At 74.6% G+C, this 14,348-nt stretch carries 14 protein-coding genes; 5 read left to right on the top strand and 9 right to left on the bottom strand.

Annotated elements, in window-relative coordinates:
* Nucleotides 1–29 precede the first annotated feature (29 nt).
* The 4 genes from IH44_RS0105565 (at nucleotide 30) to IH44_RS42395 (ending at nucleotide 2,814) form a co-directional block, all read left to right on the top strand.
* Entirely contained in the window at nucleotides 30–551 is a 522-nt protein-coding gene (locus IH44_RS0105565) for a SigE family RNA polymerase sigma factor (RefSeq protein WP_030458267.1), read from the top strand.
* An 81-nt stretch (nucleotides 552–632) separates the two neighbouring features.
* Complete coding sequence (locus IH44_RS0105570) at nucleotides 633–1,550, top strand: hypothetical protein (protein WP_030458268.1); 918 nt, start codon at nucleotides 633–635, stop codon at nucleotides 1,548–1,550.
* Between the two features lie 48 nt (nucleotides 1,551–1,598).
* Nucleotides 1,599–2,003 (top strand): type II toxin-antitoxin system VapC family toxin, encoded by a 405-nt coding sequence (locus IH44_RS0105575; protein ID WP_030458269.1) that lies wholly within the window; start codon nucleotides 1,599–1,601, stop codon nucleotides 2,001–2,003.
* 235 nt (nucleotides 2,004–2,238) lie between these two features.
* Nucleotides 2,239–2,814, top strand: a complete 576-nt coding sequence (locus tag IH44_RS42395; RefSeq protein WP_051816575.1) for a hypothetical protein — start codon at nucleotides 2,239–2,241, stop codon at nucleotides 2,812–2,814.
* A 22-nt stretch (nucleotides 2,815–2,836) separates the two neighbouring features.
* Here the strand turns inward: IH44_RS42395 and argF are convergent, their stop codons facing one another.
* The 3 genes from argF to IH44_RS43930 all read right to left on the bottom strand — a co-directional run bounded on the left by argF (nucleotide 2,837) and on the right by IH44_RS43930 (nucleotide 8,345).
* Nucleotides 2,837–3,838 carry an ornithine carbamoyltransferase gene (gene argF, locus IH44_RS0105585; RefSeq protein WP_030458271.1) on the bottom strand — a complete coding sequence of 334 codons (1,002 nt, stop codon included), beginning with the start codon at nucleotides 3,836–3,838 and terminating at the stop codon, nucleotides 2,837–2,839.
* 179 nt (nucleotides 3,839–4,017) lie between these two features.
* A complete protein-coding gene (locus tag IH44_RS0105590; RefSeq protein WP_030458272.1) occupies nucleotides 4,018–6,621 on the bottom strand; it encodes a polynucleotide kinase-phosphatase in 2,604 nt (867 codons plus the stop codon).
* Nucleotides 6,618–8,345: a 3' terminal RNA ribose 2'-O-methyltransferase Hen1 gene (locus tag IH44_RS43930; RefSeq protein ID WP_081966733.1), complete on the bottom strand. Its 1,728-nt coding sequence runs from the start codon at nucleotides 8,343–8,345 to the stop codon at nucleotides 6,618–6,620. Before IH44_RS43930 ends, IH44_RS0105590 begins: the two co-directional genes overlap by 4 nt.
* A 101-nt stretch (nucleotides 8,346–8,446) precedes the next feature.
* Between IH44_RS43930 and dapD the strand changes: the two genes are divergently transcribed.
* Nucleotides 8,447–9,436, top strand: a complete 990-nt coding sequence (gene dapD, locus IH44_RS0105600) for a 2,3,4,5-tetrahydropyridine-2,6-dicarboxylate N-succinyltransferase (RefSeq protein ID WP_030458274.1) — start codon at nucleotides 8,447–8,449, stop codon at nucleotides 9,434–9,436.
* Nucleotides 9,437–9,685: 249 nt separating this feature from the next.
* Here dapD and IH44_RS46235 read toward each other — a convergent pair whose 3' ends face one another.
* The 6 genes from IH44_RS46235 to IH44_RS0105630 all read right to left on the bottom strand — a co-directional run bounded on the left by IH44_RS46235 (nucleotide 9,686) and on the right by IH44_RS0105630 (nucleotide 14,283).
* Nucleotides 9,686–10,582, bottom strand: a complete 897-nt coding sequence (locus IH44_RS46235) for a DUF6099 family protein (RefSeq protein WP_030458275.1) — start codon at nucleotides 10,580–10,582, stop codon at nucleotides 9,686–9,688.
* A gap of 183 nt (nucleotides 10,583–10,765) precedes the next feature.
* Nucleotides 10,766–11,179 (bottom strand): nucleotide pyrophosphohydrolase, encoded by a 414-nt coding sequence (locus tag IH44_RS0105610; RefSeq protein WP_081966734.1) that lies wholly within the window; start codon nucleotides 11,177–11,179, stop codon nucleotides 10,766–10,768.
* Complete coding sequence (locus IH44_RS0105615; RefSeq protein WP_157852116.1) at nucleotides 11,176–12,570, bottom strand: AAA family ATPase; 1,395 nt, start codon at nucleotides 12,568–12,570, stop codon at nucleotides 11,176–11,178. The genes IH44_RS0105610 and IH44_RS0105615 overlap by 4 nt, the downstream gene beginning before the upstream one ends.
* 98 nt (nucleotides 12,571–12,668) lie before the next feature.
* Nucleotides 12,669–13,499, bottom strand: a complete 831-nt coding sequence (locus IH44_RS0105620; protein WP_030458278.1) for a putative RNA methyltransferase — start codon at nucleotides 13,497–13,499, stop codon at nucleotides 12,669–12,671.
* A 137-nt stretch (nucleotides 13,500–13,636) separates the two neighbouring features.
* Entirely contained in the window at nucleotides 13,637–14,050 is a 414-nt protein-coding gene (locus IH44_RS0105625) for a hypothetical protein (RefSeq protein WP_030458279.1), read from the bottom strand.
* Nucleotides 14,047–14,283, bottom strand: a complete 237-nt coding sequence (locus tag IH44_RS0105630; protein ID WP_030458280.1) for a toxin-antitoxin system HicB family antitoxin — start codon at nucleotides 14,281–14,283, stop codon at nucleotides 14,047–14,049. The genes IH44_RS0105625 and IH44_RS0105630 overlap by 4 nt, the downstream gene beginning before the upstream one ends.
* Nucleotides 14,284–14,348: the final 65 nt, after the last annotated feature.

The raw sequence follows: 14,348 nt of genomic DNA on the forward strand, positions 1-14,348 counted from the left end.
AGTACGGGGACGGCGACAGGGGTGCGCGGGTGGTGGTGGGACGACGCAGGGCCGCCGAGGAGCGGCGCGAGTTCGAGGAGTTCGCGCACACCCGGGGCGCCGCGCTGTTCCGCACCGCGCTGCTGCTGTGCGGCGACTGGCACCTCGCCGAGGACCTCACCCAGACCGCCCTCGCCCGGATCTACGCCTCCTGGCACCGGGTCAAGCACGCCGAGAGCCCCGCCGCGTACGCCCGCACCGTGCTGGTCCGCTGCTACCTCTCGCACCGGCGGCTGCGCCGCAGCGCCGAACTCCCCGTGCTCCACAGCGTCCCCGAGCAGGCCGCCCCCGACCACGACCCCGCGCTGCGGGTCGCCCTGCTCGCCGCGCTCGCCGAACTGCCGCCCAAGGACCGGGCGGTGCTGGTGCTGCGCTACTGGGAGGACCGGAGCGTCGACGAGACCGCCGCCGAACTCCAGCTCTCCCCCGGCACCGTCCGGGTCCGCGCCCTGCGCGCCCTGACCAGGCTGCGCCGCCAGCTCGCCCCGCACCTGGACAGCCTGGTGCCGTGACCGCACCGACCGCCGCACCGGCCGACCGACCGCATTGACCACACCGACCGCACCGACCGTCAGAGAGCGAGAAACCTCCCGATGCCCGAGCAGGAGCTGAGCGACGTCTTCGTGCGGGCGGTCGGTGGCAGCGCGCCCGACCTCGGCCTGCTGGTCGCCGGGGCCACCGCCGAGGGGCGGGCCATCCGGGTGCGGCGGCGGCTCGCGCTGGCCGGGGCGGTCGCCGTCGTCGCCGCGCTCGCGGTGGGCGGCGGGCTGCTGCTGCGCCCCGGCGCGGGCCCCGGGCCGTCCGCGGTGGCGGCCGCCCGGCCCGGATCCGGATCCGGACTCGGACCCGGATCCGGTGGGCCGTCCGCCGTCCCCGCGCCCTCGGTCACCAAGGCCAGGCCCGTGGTGCTCGACCGGCTGCTGGTGTTCGTCCCGGACCTGGTCCTCGACAGCTGGAGCGAGGAGGGCTCGACCGCCGACGGCACGCGGACCGACACCGTCCGGGCCCGGTTCCGCACCGCCTCCGGCGCGGACGCCGGGACGGTCGAGGTGCGCGTGCAGCAGCCCGGCGGGACGCCGCGGGGCGTCGGCGAGAGCTACGACTGCCGCAACCACCGGGACACCGAGGAGTGCGCCCCGGTCACCGGCAAGGACACCAACGGCGTGCTGCTCGCGCTCTCCGACCAGCAGCACCGGACCACTTACCGGGCGGACCTGCTCGACCACCACGGCGTCCGGACCGTCCTGACCGCCACCGGCCCGGAGGGCGGCGACCCGCCGTTGGACCGCAACCGGCTCGCCAAGGCCGCCGCCGGACTGGACGCGCTGGCCAGCACCGAGGAGGAGCAGGCCCGGGAGTCCGCCCGGCAGCGGGCCCTGACGGCCGACACGAGCCCGCCCGCCACCACCGGCCCCTCCGCCTTCCCGCCCGCCGCCCCTTCCGCCACCCGGCCGCCGAACGCGGCGGATGGCGGGGCGGGTGGCTCGGCGGGCCCGGTCGGCGGCGGATGAGCACCCCGGTGGCGGGGCGGCCGGGGCGAACGGACTAGCGTGAGCCGAATGATCGTGGTGGACGCTTCCGCAGTGGTGCTGTCGCTCGCCGACCGGGGCCCCCGGGGCGACGCCGCCCGGGCCGCGCTGGCCGCCGACCCCGAGTGGGTGGCGCCCGAGCACGTGGTGATCGAGGTGATGCAGTCGCTGCGCGGGCTGTACCTCGCCAAGGAACTGACGGCCGAAGAGGTCACCGCCCTGACCCGCCGACTGCCCGGACTCGCCATCCGCAAGGTGGAGGTCGCCCCGCTGCTCGGCCGGATCTGGGAGCTCAAGGACAACCTGACCCCGGACGACGCCGCCTACGTCGCGGTCGCCGAGCACCACCATGCCCCGCTGATCACCGCCGACCTGCGCCTGATGCGCGCCAGCGGCCCGCGCTGCGAGATCCGCGGCATCACGGCGACGGGCTGACTGCCCGATGGCCGACCGGGCGGCGGGACGGCCTGGGTCGGGACGGGATGGGCCGGGACCGGACGGGCCGGGGACGGGATCGGACGGGCCGGCTGACCGTAGCGGTGCTGTTCGAGTGCCGGTTCCCGTACGGGTGACTGCGGGTGGCGGTGCGGCACGGCGGCGTGCGCGGCGGGGCGGGGGCGGCCACCGTGTCGGGTGTTGTTCTCCCTGACGGCCCGTCGGAAGGTCCGCGATGCCCCTGTCCTCCGCTGCCGGTGCGCTGCTGGTGCCGCTCGCCCTGCTGCCGATCGCTCCGCCCGCCGCCCAGGGCCCGGCCGGTGCTCCCGGACCGGCCAGTGCCTCCGGGGCCGCCGGCGTTCCCGGGACCGACCGGGTGGTGGACACCCGGTTCGACCGGGCGGACGGCTTCGTCCCGGCCCGGGCGATCACCCACGCGCCCGACCTGGTGCCGTACGGCTCGCAGGTGCGGGTCACGGTCGGCCGCGCGGCCGGGCACACCTCCGTCACGCTGGAACTCGCCGGGGTGGCCGGTGCGCACGAGTTCCCCGCGCACGTGCACACCGGGCGCTGCGGCGCCGACCCGGCGTCCTCCGGGCCGCACTACCAGCAGGTGGCCGGGTCGGACGCCGCCGACAACGAGGTGCGGATGACCGTGCGCACCGCCCCGGACGGGTCCGGCACCGCCTCGGTGGCCGTCCCGTGGGAGTTCCGGCCCGACGAGGCGCACTCGCTGGTGCTGCACGCGGGCACGCCCGCCGGTCCGCACGCCGCGGCCGACCGGGCGGCCTGCGTGGACGTCGACTTCTGAGGCCCTCAGGACCCGGGACCCCTCAGGACCCGAGGGTCGCCACCATCACGGCCTTGATGGTGTGCAGCCGGTTCTCGGCCTGGTCGAAGACCACCGAGTGCGCCGACTCGAACAGCTCGTCGGTGCACTCCAGTTCCGACATGCCGGTGAGCTCGTGCATCTGCCGGCCGACCTCGGTGCCGAGGTCGTGGAACGCGGGCAGGCAGTGCAGGAACTTGACCGCCGGGTTCCCGGTGGCGCGCACCGTGTCCATCGAGACCTGGTAGGGCTTCAGCAGCGCGATCCGCTCGGCCCAGACCTCCTTGGGCTCGCCCATCGACACCCAGACGTCGGTGTAGAGGAAGTCCGCCCCCGCGACGCCGGCCGCCACGTCCTCGGTGAGGGTGATCCGGGCGCCGCTGGCCCCCGCCAGCGACTCGGCCGCCTTGCGGACCTCCTCGGCGGGCCAGAGCGAGGCGGGCGCGACGATCCGGATGTCCATGCCCAGCAGCGCGCCGGTGACCAGGATCGAGTTGCCCATGTTGAAGCGGGCGTCGCCGAGGTAGACCAGGGTGGTCTCGTTCAGCGGCTTGCCGGAGTGCTCCTGGATGGTGAGCACGTCGGCCAGCATCTGGGTCGGGTGCCACTCGTCGGTCAGGCCGTTCCAGACCGGGACGCCCGCGTGCGCGGCCAGTTCCTCGACGATCTCCTGCCCGTCGCCGCGGTACTCGATGCCGTCGAACATCCGGCCCAGCACCCGCGCGGTGTCCTTGATCGACTCCTTGTGCCCCATCTGCGACCCGGCCGGGTCCAGGTAGGTGGTGGACGCGCCCTGGTCGTGGGCGGCCACCTCGAAGGCGCAGCGGGTGCGGGTGGAGGTCTTGGCGAAGATCAGCGCGATGTTCTTGCCGCGCAGCCGGGGCTGCTCGGTGCCCGCGTACTTGGCGGCCTTCAGCTGGGCCGCCAGGTCGACCAGGTGGCGGAACTCCTGGGGAGTGAAGTCGAGCTCCTTGAGGAAGTGCCTGTTCCGGAGGTTGAACGCCATACCGGTCTCCTGGGTCGATCAACGGACTGAGACGGGAAGTGTATACGAGGATTCGAATATTCATGCAACACTGTGATGGCCGACGCGTTGCCGGGGCCCGGACGGCCCGCTCCAGGCCGTCCGGGCCCCCGAGCCCTCCGGGCCCCGGGGTTTGCCCGGGGGCCCGGGACGCTTCGGGGTCAGAGCCGGGGGTCGACCGGTTCGGACTCCAGGGCCAGCACCGCGAACACCGCCTCGTGCACCCGCCACAGCGGTTCGCCGGCCGCCAGCCGGTCCAGCGACTCCAGGCCGAGCGCGTGCTCGCGCAGGGCGAGCGAGCGCTTGTGGCCGAGCGAGCGCTGGCGCAGCCGGTCCAGGTGCCGGGTGTAGTCCGGGCCGTAGATGATCCGCAGGTACTCGCGGCCGCGGACCTTCAGCCCGGGCTGGACCAGCCGCCCGGAGCCGTCCCGGTGCAGCGGGTCGACCGGCTTGACCACCACGCCCTCGCCGCCGGCCCCGGTCAGCTCCTCCCACCAGGCGACGGCGGCGGCGACCGAGGACTCGTCCCCGGTGTCGACCAGCAGCCGCCCGGTGCGGTGCAGCACCGGCTCCACGGCCGCCCGGTCGGCGGCCAGCCGGTCGGCCTCCACCAGCCGGTCGATCAGGGCGAGGTGCTCGGTGTGCGGGCGCAGCGCCAGGTTGGCGCCCTCGGCGGCGAGCAGCTGGAACGGGGCCAGCCGGATGCCTTCGAGGCCCTCGGTCGGCCAGCAGTAGCGCCGGTACGCCTCGGTGAAGGACCGGGCGTCCTCGGCCCGCTCCTGCTGGCGGACCGTCAGCTCCGCCACGTCCATCCCGCGGTCGGCGGCCCGGGCGAGGGCGTCGAGCGCGGCGGGCAGGGCGGCCCCGGCGGCCGCGCCGACGGCGGCGTACTGGCGGCGCAGCAGTTCGACCGCCTTGAGCGACCAGGGCAGCAGCTCGGCGTCCAGCAGCAGCCAGCCGGTGTCGAGTTCGTCGAACAGGCCGGCGTCCTCGGCGGCGGCCCGCAGCCGGTCGAGGATCGCCCCGGTGAGCTGCTGGTCGTTGAGGAAGGCGCGGCCGGTCCTGGTCCAGATCGCGCCGGGGCCGGGCAGGCCGAAGCGCTTCTCCAGGGCGGCCTCGTCCCGGGCGACCAGGACGACGGCCCGCGAGCCCATGTGCTTCTCCTCGCAGACCACCTGCTGCACCCCGTCGTGCCGGTAGGCGAAGAACGCCTCCTCGGGGTGCTCCAGCAGGCCCTCGCGCCGGGAGGTCGGCGAGGGGGCCATGGTGGGCGGCAGGTAGGCGAGCAGCCTCGGGTCGAGCGCGAAGCGGCTCATCACCTCCAGCGCGGCGGCGGCGTTCTCCTCCCGGACGGCGACGTTGCCGAACCGGGCGGTCTCCACCACCCGGCGGCCGGCCACGTCGGCCAGGTCGAGCGGACGGCCCTCGCGGCCGCCGGGCGCGTCGGTGTGCATCGGGCGGACCGGCTCGTACCACTCCTGCTCGGCCGGGACGGCGACGATCTCCCGCTCCGGGTAGCGCAGCGCGGTCAGGCTGCCGCCGAACACGCAGCCGGTGTCCAGGCAGATGGTGTTGTTGAGGAAGCTCGCCACCGGCACCGGGGTGTGGCCGTAGACCACCAGGGCGCGGCCGCGGTACTCCTCGGCCCACGGGTAGCGCACCGGCAGGCCGTACTCGTCGGTCTCGCCGGTGGTGTCGCCGTACAGCGCGTGCGAGCGGACCCGGCCGGAGGCGCGGCCGTGGAACTTCTCCGGCAGGCCGGCGTGGCAGACCACCAGCGCGCCGCCGTCCAGCAGGTAGTGGCTGACCAGGCCGCGCATGAACTCCCGCACCCGGGCCCGGAACTCGTCGCTCTCGGCGGACAGCTGGTCGATCGACTCCTGCAGGCCGTGCGAGACGGTGACCTTGCGGCCGCCCATCCAGCGGCCGAGCTTGTTCTCGTGGTTGCCGGGGACGCAGAGGGCGTGGCCGGCCTCGACCATGCCCATCACCAGGCGCAGCACGCCCGGGGTGTCCGGGCCGCGGTCGACCAGGTCGCCGACGAAGACCGCGGTGCGGCCCTCGGGGTGCGCGGCGTCCACGGCGCGGCCCTGCTCGTCGCGGGTGATCCGGTAGCCGAGCCGGCCGAGCAGGGTCTCCAGCTCGGAGCGGCAGCCGTGGATGTCGCCGACGACGTCGAACGGGCCGGTCAGGTGCCGCAGGTCGTTGTACCGCTTCTCCGGGACGATCTCGGCGCGCTCGACCTCCTCGACGCCGCGCAGCACGTGCACCTTGCGGAAGCCCTCGCGCTCCAACCCGCGCAGCGAGCGGCGCAGCTCGCGCTGGTGACGGGGGATCACGTGCGCCGGCAGCTGCCGGTCCGGCCTGGCCCGGTTGCGCTCGGCGCACACCTCGGCCGGGATGTCCAGCACGATGGCGATCGGCAGCACGTCGTGCTCCCGGGCGATGGCGAGCAGCTGGCGGCGGCTCTCCTGCTGGACGTTGGTGGCGTCGACCACGGTGAGCCGGCCCGCCGCGAGCCGCTTGCCGACGATGTAGTGCAGCACGTCGAAGGCGTCGGCGGAGGCGGACTGGTCGTTCTCGTCGTCGGCGACCAGCCCCCGGCAGAAGTCGGAGGAGACCACCTCGGTGGGCTTGAAGTGCCTGCGGGCGAAGCTGGACTTGCCGGAGCCGGTGCTGCCGATCAGCACCACCAGCGAGACGTCGGTGACGGGCAGCCGGCGGCCGGCCCGGGCAGGGGTCGGCTCCGGGGTTTCGGTGGTCATCGGTGGGCGCTCCCTTCCGGGGCGTGGTCGTGCGACGGGGTGCCGGTGACAGCGGGTCCAGCGGCGTCGGGTTCGGTGGTGACGGGTTCGGTGGCGGCGGGTTCGGCGGTGGCGGGTTCAGTGGTGGTGACGGGTTCGGTGGCGGCGGGTTCGGCGAGGCGGAAGTGCGCGAGCTGGGTGGGTGCGCCGACCTCGGGGTCGACCGGACCGACCGGCTCCAGTTCGACGGTGTAGCCGTAGTCGGCCGCGACCTGCTCCGTCCAGGCCGCGAACTCGGCGCGGCTCCACTCGAAGCGGTGGTCGTCGTGCCGCTTGTGCCCGGCGGGCAGGGTCTCCCAGCGGACGTTGTACTCGGCGTTCGGAGTGGTGACCACGACCGCACCGGGCCGGGCCGCGCCGAACACGGCGTACTCCAGCGCGGGCAGCCGGGGCAGGTCGAGGTGCTCGATGACCTCGCACAGCACCGCCGCGTCGTAGCCCTTCAGCCGGGCGTCGGTGTACGTCAGCGCACCCTGGACCAGCTTCACCCGGCGGGCCTGACGCTCCGGCAGCCGGTCCAGCCGCAGCCGGCGGGCGGCGATCGTCAGCGCGAGGGAGGACACGTCCACCCCGAGCACCTCGGTCACCCGCGGTTCCTTGAGCAGCGCGCCCACCAACTCGCCCTGCCCGCAGCCCAGGTCGAGCACCCGGGCCGCGCCGGTGCGGGCCAGCGCCGCCAGGATCGCCGTCCGCCGCTGCGCGGCGAGCGACTCCCCGCGCTCCCGGCCGTCCTCCGCAGCACCGGCGGTCTCCGCCACCGCCGTGATCGGTCCGGTCGACCCGGTGACGTTCACCTCCTCAGTGGTAGCCGTGACAGTCGTGACAGTCGTGACATCTGCGATGTCTGCGGTCTCCGGAGCGTCCGGGACGTCCGGGACGGCGTTGTCGATCTCCTCGGCCTCGCGGTCGTCGGCCTCGGCCAGCCGGGCCAGCGCCAGGCGCTCGGTGGCGAGCCTGGTCAGCGACCAGCGGCGGGAGAGGTAGCGGCGGATGATCAGGGCCCGTTCGGGGTGGTCGGCGAGCCAGCCCTGGCCGGCCGCGAGCAGCTTGTCGACCTCGTCGGGGGCGACCCAGTAGTGCTTGGACCCGTCGAGGACCGGCAGCAGCACGTAGAGGTGCTGCAGCGCGTCGGCGAGCCGCAGGGTGCCGGTCAGTTCGAGCCGCACGTACCGGGAGTCGCCCCACTCGGGGAAGGACTCGTCCAGCGGGACGGGCCGCGCGTCGACCTGCCAGCCCAGCGGGGCGAACAGCCGCTCCACCAGCCCGGGGCCGTCGCCGCCGGCCACCGGGACGGCGGGCAGCGCGATCCGCAGCGGCAGCGCCCGGCCGGGCAGTTCGGGCCGGTGCGCGCACTCGCCCTTCATCGCGGACCGGTAGACCGTGCGCAGCGCCACCGCGAGCAGCGAGGAGGCGGCGTACGGGCGGTCGTTGACGTACTGGGCGAGCGCGAGGTCGGGCGAGCCGGACCGGCCCTTGCCGCGGCCTTGGCGGAGCAGCGCGGTGGGGTCGATTTCCAGCAGCAGCGCGGCGGTGCACGCCTGCTCCCCGGCCTCGGGGTAGAAGACGTGGGCCGTGCCGTGCGCGGTGGCGAACCGCTGCACCTTGTCGGGGTGCTTGTGCAGCAGGAAGCCCAGGTCGGAGGCGGGGTTCTCGGCAGTGCCGGTGGTGGAGATCGATACGAACACCCGGCCGAGTATGGCCCGCCGGCCTGTTCGGGGGCACCAGGTTTTGTCCGTCCGGTGAGCGTGTTGGTCAGCCCTCGGCCCGATTGGTTACGGTGCGGGATGTGACTGCTGAAACCTCCACCCCCGCAAGCGGCGCGGTGGCCGCCGGCCTGGCGACCATCGCGGCCGACGGCACCGTCCTCGACACCTGGTTCCCCGCGCCCGAGCTGGCCGCCGCTCCCGGCCCGTCCGGCACCGTCCGGCTGAGCGCCGAGGAGGCCGAGCTGGCGCTCGGCCCGGGCGCCGCCGAGGCGCTCCGCACCGACGCCCGGCGCGGCGTCGAGGTGGTGGCGGTGCGCACCGTGATCTCCTCGCTGGACGAGAAGCCGTTGGACGCGCACGACGTCTACCTGCGGCTGCACCTGCTCTCCTCCCGTCTGGTGAAGCCGCACGGCCAGAGCCTGGACGGCATCTTCGGCCTGCTGGCGAACGTCGCCTGGACGTCGATCGGCCCGACCCCGGTCGCCAACGTGGAGCGGGCCCGGCTGGCGGTGCGCGCCGAGGGCGGGCAGCTGGCCCTGTACGGCATCGACAAGTTCCCCCGGATGACCGACTACGTGGCGCCGGCCGGCGTCCGGATCGCCCACGCCGACCGGGTGCGCCTGGGCGCGCACCTGGCCGAGGGCACCACGGTGATGCACGAGGGCTTCGTCAACTTCAACGCGGGCACCCTGGGCACCTCGATGGTCGAGGGCCGGATCAGCGCGGGCGTGGTGGTCGGCGACCACAGCGACGTCGGCGGCGGCTCCTCGATCATGGGCACCCTCTCCGGCGGCGGCAAGCAGGTCGTCTCGGTGGGCGAGCGCTGCCTGCTGGGCGCCAACGCGGGCATCGGCATCTCGCTCGGCAACGACTGCGTGGTCGAGGCCGGCCTGTACGTCACCGCCGGCACCCGGGTCACCACCCCGGACGGCTCGGTGGCCAAGGCCGTGGAGCTGTCCGGCCAGGACAACCTGCTGTTCCGCCGCAACTCGCAGTCGGGCGCGGTCGAGGTGATCGCCCGCTCCGGTTCGTGGGGCGGTCTGAACGCGGATCTGCACTCGCACAACTGACCTCCTGTCAGGCGGTGTTCGTCCGTCGGCCGGGCTCCTGCTCCCCAGCAGCCCGGCCGACGGCGGTCCCGGCGGCCCCGACGGCCGGGCCTCGCTCGTGCCCGGCGCCGTAGCCCAGCGGGGGCGGGCCCCGCAAACTCGGCTCACTCCTGCGGCTGACCAGGGCCGCCGGTTGGACCTCAACGGGTGGTCCGGGGTGACCGCGCGCGGCGGGGGCTCGTTGGACCGGCGGCGCCGACCCCCGGCGCTTCACACCGCACCACCGAGCTGAAGGGGCCCCCTCATGTCCGAGCCCTGGACCGAGCCGCCCACTGCGGACACCGCCGACGGCGACGCGCCCGCCACCCCGAAGTCGCTGTTGGAGCAGATGCAGGAACTGCTCGCCTCGATCAACACCGACCTGGCCGGACTCGACTCCGACCTGCGCTCCGCCGCCACCCGCGGCGAGCAGGACACCCCGGCGGACGGTTCGCCCCGCACCTGAGCGCCGCACGCCGCCGGGACCGGCGGGCCCAGCGGGACCACGAGCCTCGGCTCCTCCCGCCGGGCCGCACCCGGCGCCCCCGCGCCGAACAGGTCCTCCCCGCCCTCCTCCCGTTCCTCCCGTTCCTCCCTCTCCGCCCGCTCTCCCGGTCCGTCGTCCGGGGCCCGCGCACCCGCTGGACCCCGCTGCTCGCGCAGGAGTTCGGCCACCAGGTCGCGGCACTCGGAGCCGGCGTCCAGCCCGTCGATGCAGCTCCAGTACAGGCTCTCGGTCTCGGCCCCGCAGGCGAGCACCACCAGGCTCTCGTTCATCTGCTCCAGCAGCAGGGCGAGTTCGGTCAGCACCGGCTCCAGTTCGCCGAGCGCGCTGAACCGCTCGACCAGCGTCGGCCCGGACCACTCCGGGTACACCCCGACCGGGCCGCCGGGCAGGTCGTCCAGGCCCGGTTCGGGTGGCTGCCGCAGGCAGCTCGCGGTGTGCGCGCCGGCCTCGCAGAGCAACTGCCCGAGGGTGGCGAAGGACTCCCCGTCGTGGTCGGCGATCCGGGCTCCCACCGCTTCGGTGAGCAGCCCGGACTGCCAGGCCTCGTGCAGGATGTCGCCGGTCGTCCGGGCCTCGGTCAGGGCGTGCCGGACGGTCTTGATCAGCCGCAGCGCCTCCATGGTGCGCTCCCCTCGTCCACCGCCGCCGTCCTTCGGCGGTCGGTCACGGGGATCAGCGTGCCGCCGCCCGCGCGCTGCTCCCAGCGGGTTCGGCGCACCTGTGGACAACCCGGCCCTGTGGACAACCCGGGTCCCCCGCACGAGGGAATTCCGGCTGATTTCCCGGCACTTCGGGAACCCTCCCTAGGGCACCGGGAACCTGCTCTCGTTGCGCTCGATCTTCTCCGCCAGCGCCCGCAGCGGGTCCACCTCCAGCACGGTGCACAGCTGGAACAGGTAGGCCAGCACGTCGGCCACCTCGTCGCGGACCCGGTGCGCCGCCCGTTCGTCCGACATCACGTCGGCGGCCTGTTCGGGCGTCAACCACTGGAAGATCTCCAGCAGTTCGCCGGCCTCGACGGTCAGCGCCGAGGCCAGGTTCTTCGGGGTGTGGTACTGCTGCCAGTCGCGGGCGGCCGCGAACTCGGCCAGCCGCCGCTGCAGCCCGGACACCGTCAACCCCGGCCCTGGCACCGTCAACTCATTCCCCGGCACCGCCCCGGACACCGCCGCCCCGGGCTCCGCGTCCGGCACCGTCCGCTCTTCTTCGTCGCTCATTCCCCCAGGTCTACCACCGCGTCCTCGCCGCGCGCCGCGCCCTGCACCGGCACCCGGGCGGCGGGCTCGGTGCGGCGCAGCAGGCTGTGGCCGGTGGCCGGATCGCGTCGGCACTCGACCAGTTCGACGCCGTCCAGGCCGAGGGCCGCGCCGGGTTCCTGGAGGGTGGCCAGCAGCCGGATGTCGCCCTTGCCGGTGACCTCGCGGGCCAGCCGGAGCAGGGCGGCGGCCTGTTCGGCGGCCAGGCCCGCCCCGACGTCCTCGGCGAGCAGCACCAACTGGCGGTGCGCGTCCGGTACTTCGATGGCGGGGTCGACGTCCAGCACGGCCGCGCCGGTGAGCAGGACGGCAGCGAAGGCGAGCAGCCGCAGCATGCCGTCGGAGGCCTGGTCGGCGCCGGTGCGGCCGAGCACGCCCTCGTCGAAGACGGCGATCAGCCGCTGCCGTTCGGCCTCGCCGCGGCGGGCGACGCCGAGGCCGAGCAGCGGGTGCGGGGCGGCGGCCTGGACGGCGCGCAGCAGGCGGGCCCAGCGGCGCGGGCACTCGTGCTCCAGCCGGTGGAGCACCGCGGAGATGTTGCCCGCGGTACCGCGCAACCGGGCCTGCGGCTCGGGCCGCCCCCAGCCGCGCATCGCGGCCGGCACGGGGTGCAGCGCGAACATCTCGCGCAGCGCGGTGAGCACCTGCTCGGCGGCGGCCAGCACCTTGCGCTCGCCCTTGGAGGATCCGGCGACCCGCAGCGGGAGTTGGGCGGTGATCAGGCTGCCGCTGGGCAGCGGGGCCCGGATGTCGCCCTGCCGGGAGTCGTTGTGCCAGGTGACGTTGACCCGGCCGCGGGCAAGGTCCTGTTCGCCGGTCTCCATCAGGGTCCGGCCGTCCAGGGTGAGCAGTTCGCGGGCGATCCGGACGCGTTCGTCGGTGCGCACCACCACTTCGAGCCGGATCGTTCCGACGCAGGAGCGCACGGTGCAGCCCAGGATGATCGCGTTGCGCCCGTGCGGCACGCAGCCGATCAGCCCGCCGCGCACGGGGGCGGCGAGCGGGCCGCGCGGGCCGCCGACGCCGTCCAGCGAGGGCCTGATCTCCTCCCCGAGGGCCAGCCGGGAGAGCACGCTCAACGCGTCCAGCGCGTTGGACTTGCCCGCCCCGGACGGCCCGTGCACCACCGTCAGCGGCGCCATCGGCAGCACGGCCCGCCGGTAGGATTTGAAGGAGGTCAGCCGCAACTCCTCGATGATGGGGCGCTTCACCTCCGGCGCGGACGCGGTCGCGGGCGCCGTCACCGGTACGGGCGCCACCGTCGGAACGGGCGCCACCGTCGGAACGAACGGCTGCCGCGCCTCGCGGGGGGCGGCAGGCAGGGGCGGGGCCAAGGAAGCTTCGCTGGTCACCCGGAGCACTCTAGGTGCGCCCTGAGGTGCAGAAACGTCCCTCCTGACGCCCTTTCACCCCTTCGAGTCCCAACCGTCCCCGGCGCCGCCCGGCCCCGTCACTCGTACGCGGTGACCAGCACCGAACCGGTGACCTCCACCGGTTCGGGCAGCGCCGCCAGCGCGGCGGCCAGCGCGGCCGGTTCGGTGTGCCAGGCACTCGGGCCCATGCCGACCACGGCGGCGGCGTCCGCCCGCGACAGCCGCAGCGCGAACTCCACCTCGGTGCGCTCCACCGGCGCGAACCAGGGGCCGAGCTTCTCGCCGATCCGCCGCTCCTTGTCCTCGTCCACTGACAGCAGGCCCAGCGCGCCCACCAGTTCCCGCAGGTGGCGGGAGGTGGGGGCGGCCACCAGCAGCCGGCCGCCGGGGCGCAGCACCCGCCGCATCTCGGGGCCGTTGCGCGGCGCGAACACGTTCAGCAGCACGTCGGCGGCGCCGTCCCGCAGCGGCAGCGGCCGCCAGGCGTCGCAGACCACCGCGCCGATCCGCGGGTGCGCCTTCGCGGCGCGCCGCAGCGCGTACTTGGACAGGTCGAGCGCCGCGCCCGCCGCGTCCGGCCGGGCTTCCAGCACCCGGGCCAGGTAGTGGCCGGTGCCCGCGCCGAGGTCCGCGACCAGTCCGCTCTCCGCTGCGACCCCGGCGGCGGCCGCGGCCAGCGCCCGTTCCAGCGGGGCGTAGTGGCCGGCCGCCAGGAAGTCGCCGCGGGCCGCGACCATCTCGGCGGTGTCGGCGGTGCCCTGCTTGGCGTCCCCCGCCAGCAGGCTCACGTAGCCCTGCCGGGCCTGGTCGAAGCTGTGGCCGTCGGCGCAGCGCAGGGTGCGGCCGTCCAGTGCCAGCGGGCGGGCGCAGTGCGGGCAGACCAGGTAGGGCTCGATGTCCTGCAGCAACTCGCTCGCATCCTCGGCGCAGATCGTTCGGTGCCCGGGAACCGTCAGGGGCCGGGGGAACGTCGAGGGTATCCCGCCCGCGGGCGCCTCGTCGCTCTCCCGGCCCCTGACGCGTCGGGGCCGCCCGGTGGGGCTCCTCACTCCTCGCCGTCGTCGCCGACCTCTTCCTCCTCCGACTCGTCGACCACCCACATCGCCAGCCGCTCCGCCACGCCGGTGATGCCGAGCTTGCCCTCCCGGATCGCCCGGGCCAGGCTGCGCACCTCCCGCGCGGTGGTCGCCACCCGGCAGCCGCTGGCCACCAGGTACGCGTAGGCCACGGCGGTGGCGAACAGCTCGTTGTTGCGCTCCAGCGCGGGGACCCGGATCAGCTGGTGCATCAGCGCCGCCGCCCGGTCCTGCGGCTCGGGGTAGACCGCGATGTCGAAGACCTCGGCCTGGTGCCTGGTGATCGCCGCGAGCAGCGATCCGTAGTCGGTGACCTGCGGGTCACCGGGCGTGTACTGCTCGGCGGTCATGAGCAGCCACGAGAGGTCGACCTCAAGCTTCAACGGCGCACGTCCTGGAGTTCGCCGGGCGACCCGAACTCGGCGAGGAACACCGCCTCGTGCTCCTTCATGAACTGCGCCGCGGCGTCCACGAAGTTGCGCCCGGCCTCGCCCATGTCCTGCTGCACCAGCCGTTCGATGTACTGGTTCATGCTGATCCCCTGCTGCTCCGCCCGCTCGCGGGCCATCTCGGCGGTGGTCGCGTCCACCCTGACGTTCAGCTGCTTCTTGGCCATCCTTCAACGCTAGCGCCGAGGTGCTAGCACAACAAGGGCGCAAACCGGCCGCTCCCCCGCTCCCC

The organism is Kitasatospora sp. NRRL B-11411 (assembly GCF_000721345.1).
Lineage (GTDB): Bacteria > Actinomycetota > Actinomycetes > Streptomycetales > Streptomycetaceae > Kitasatospora > Kitasatospora cineracea.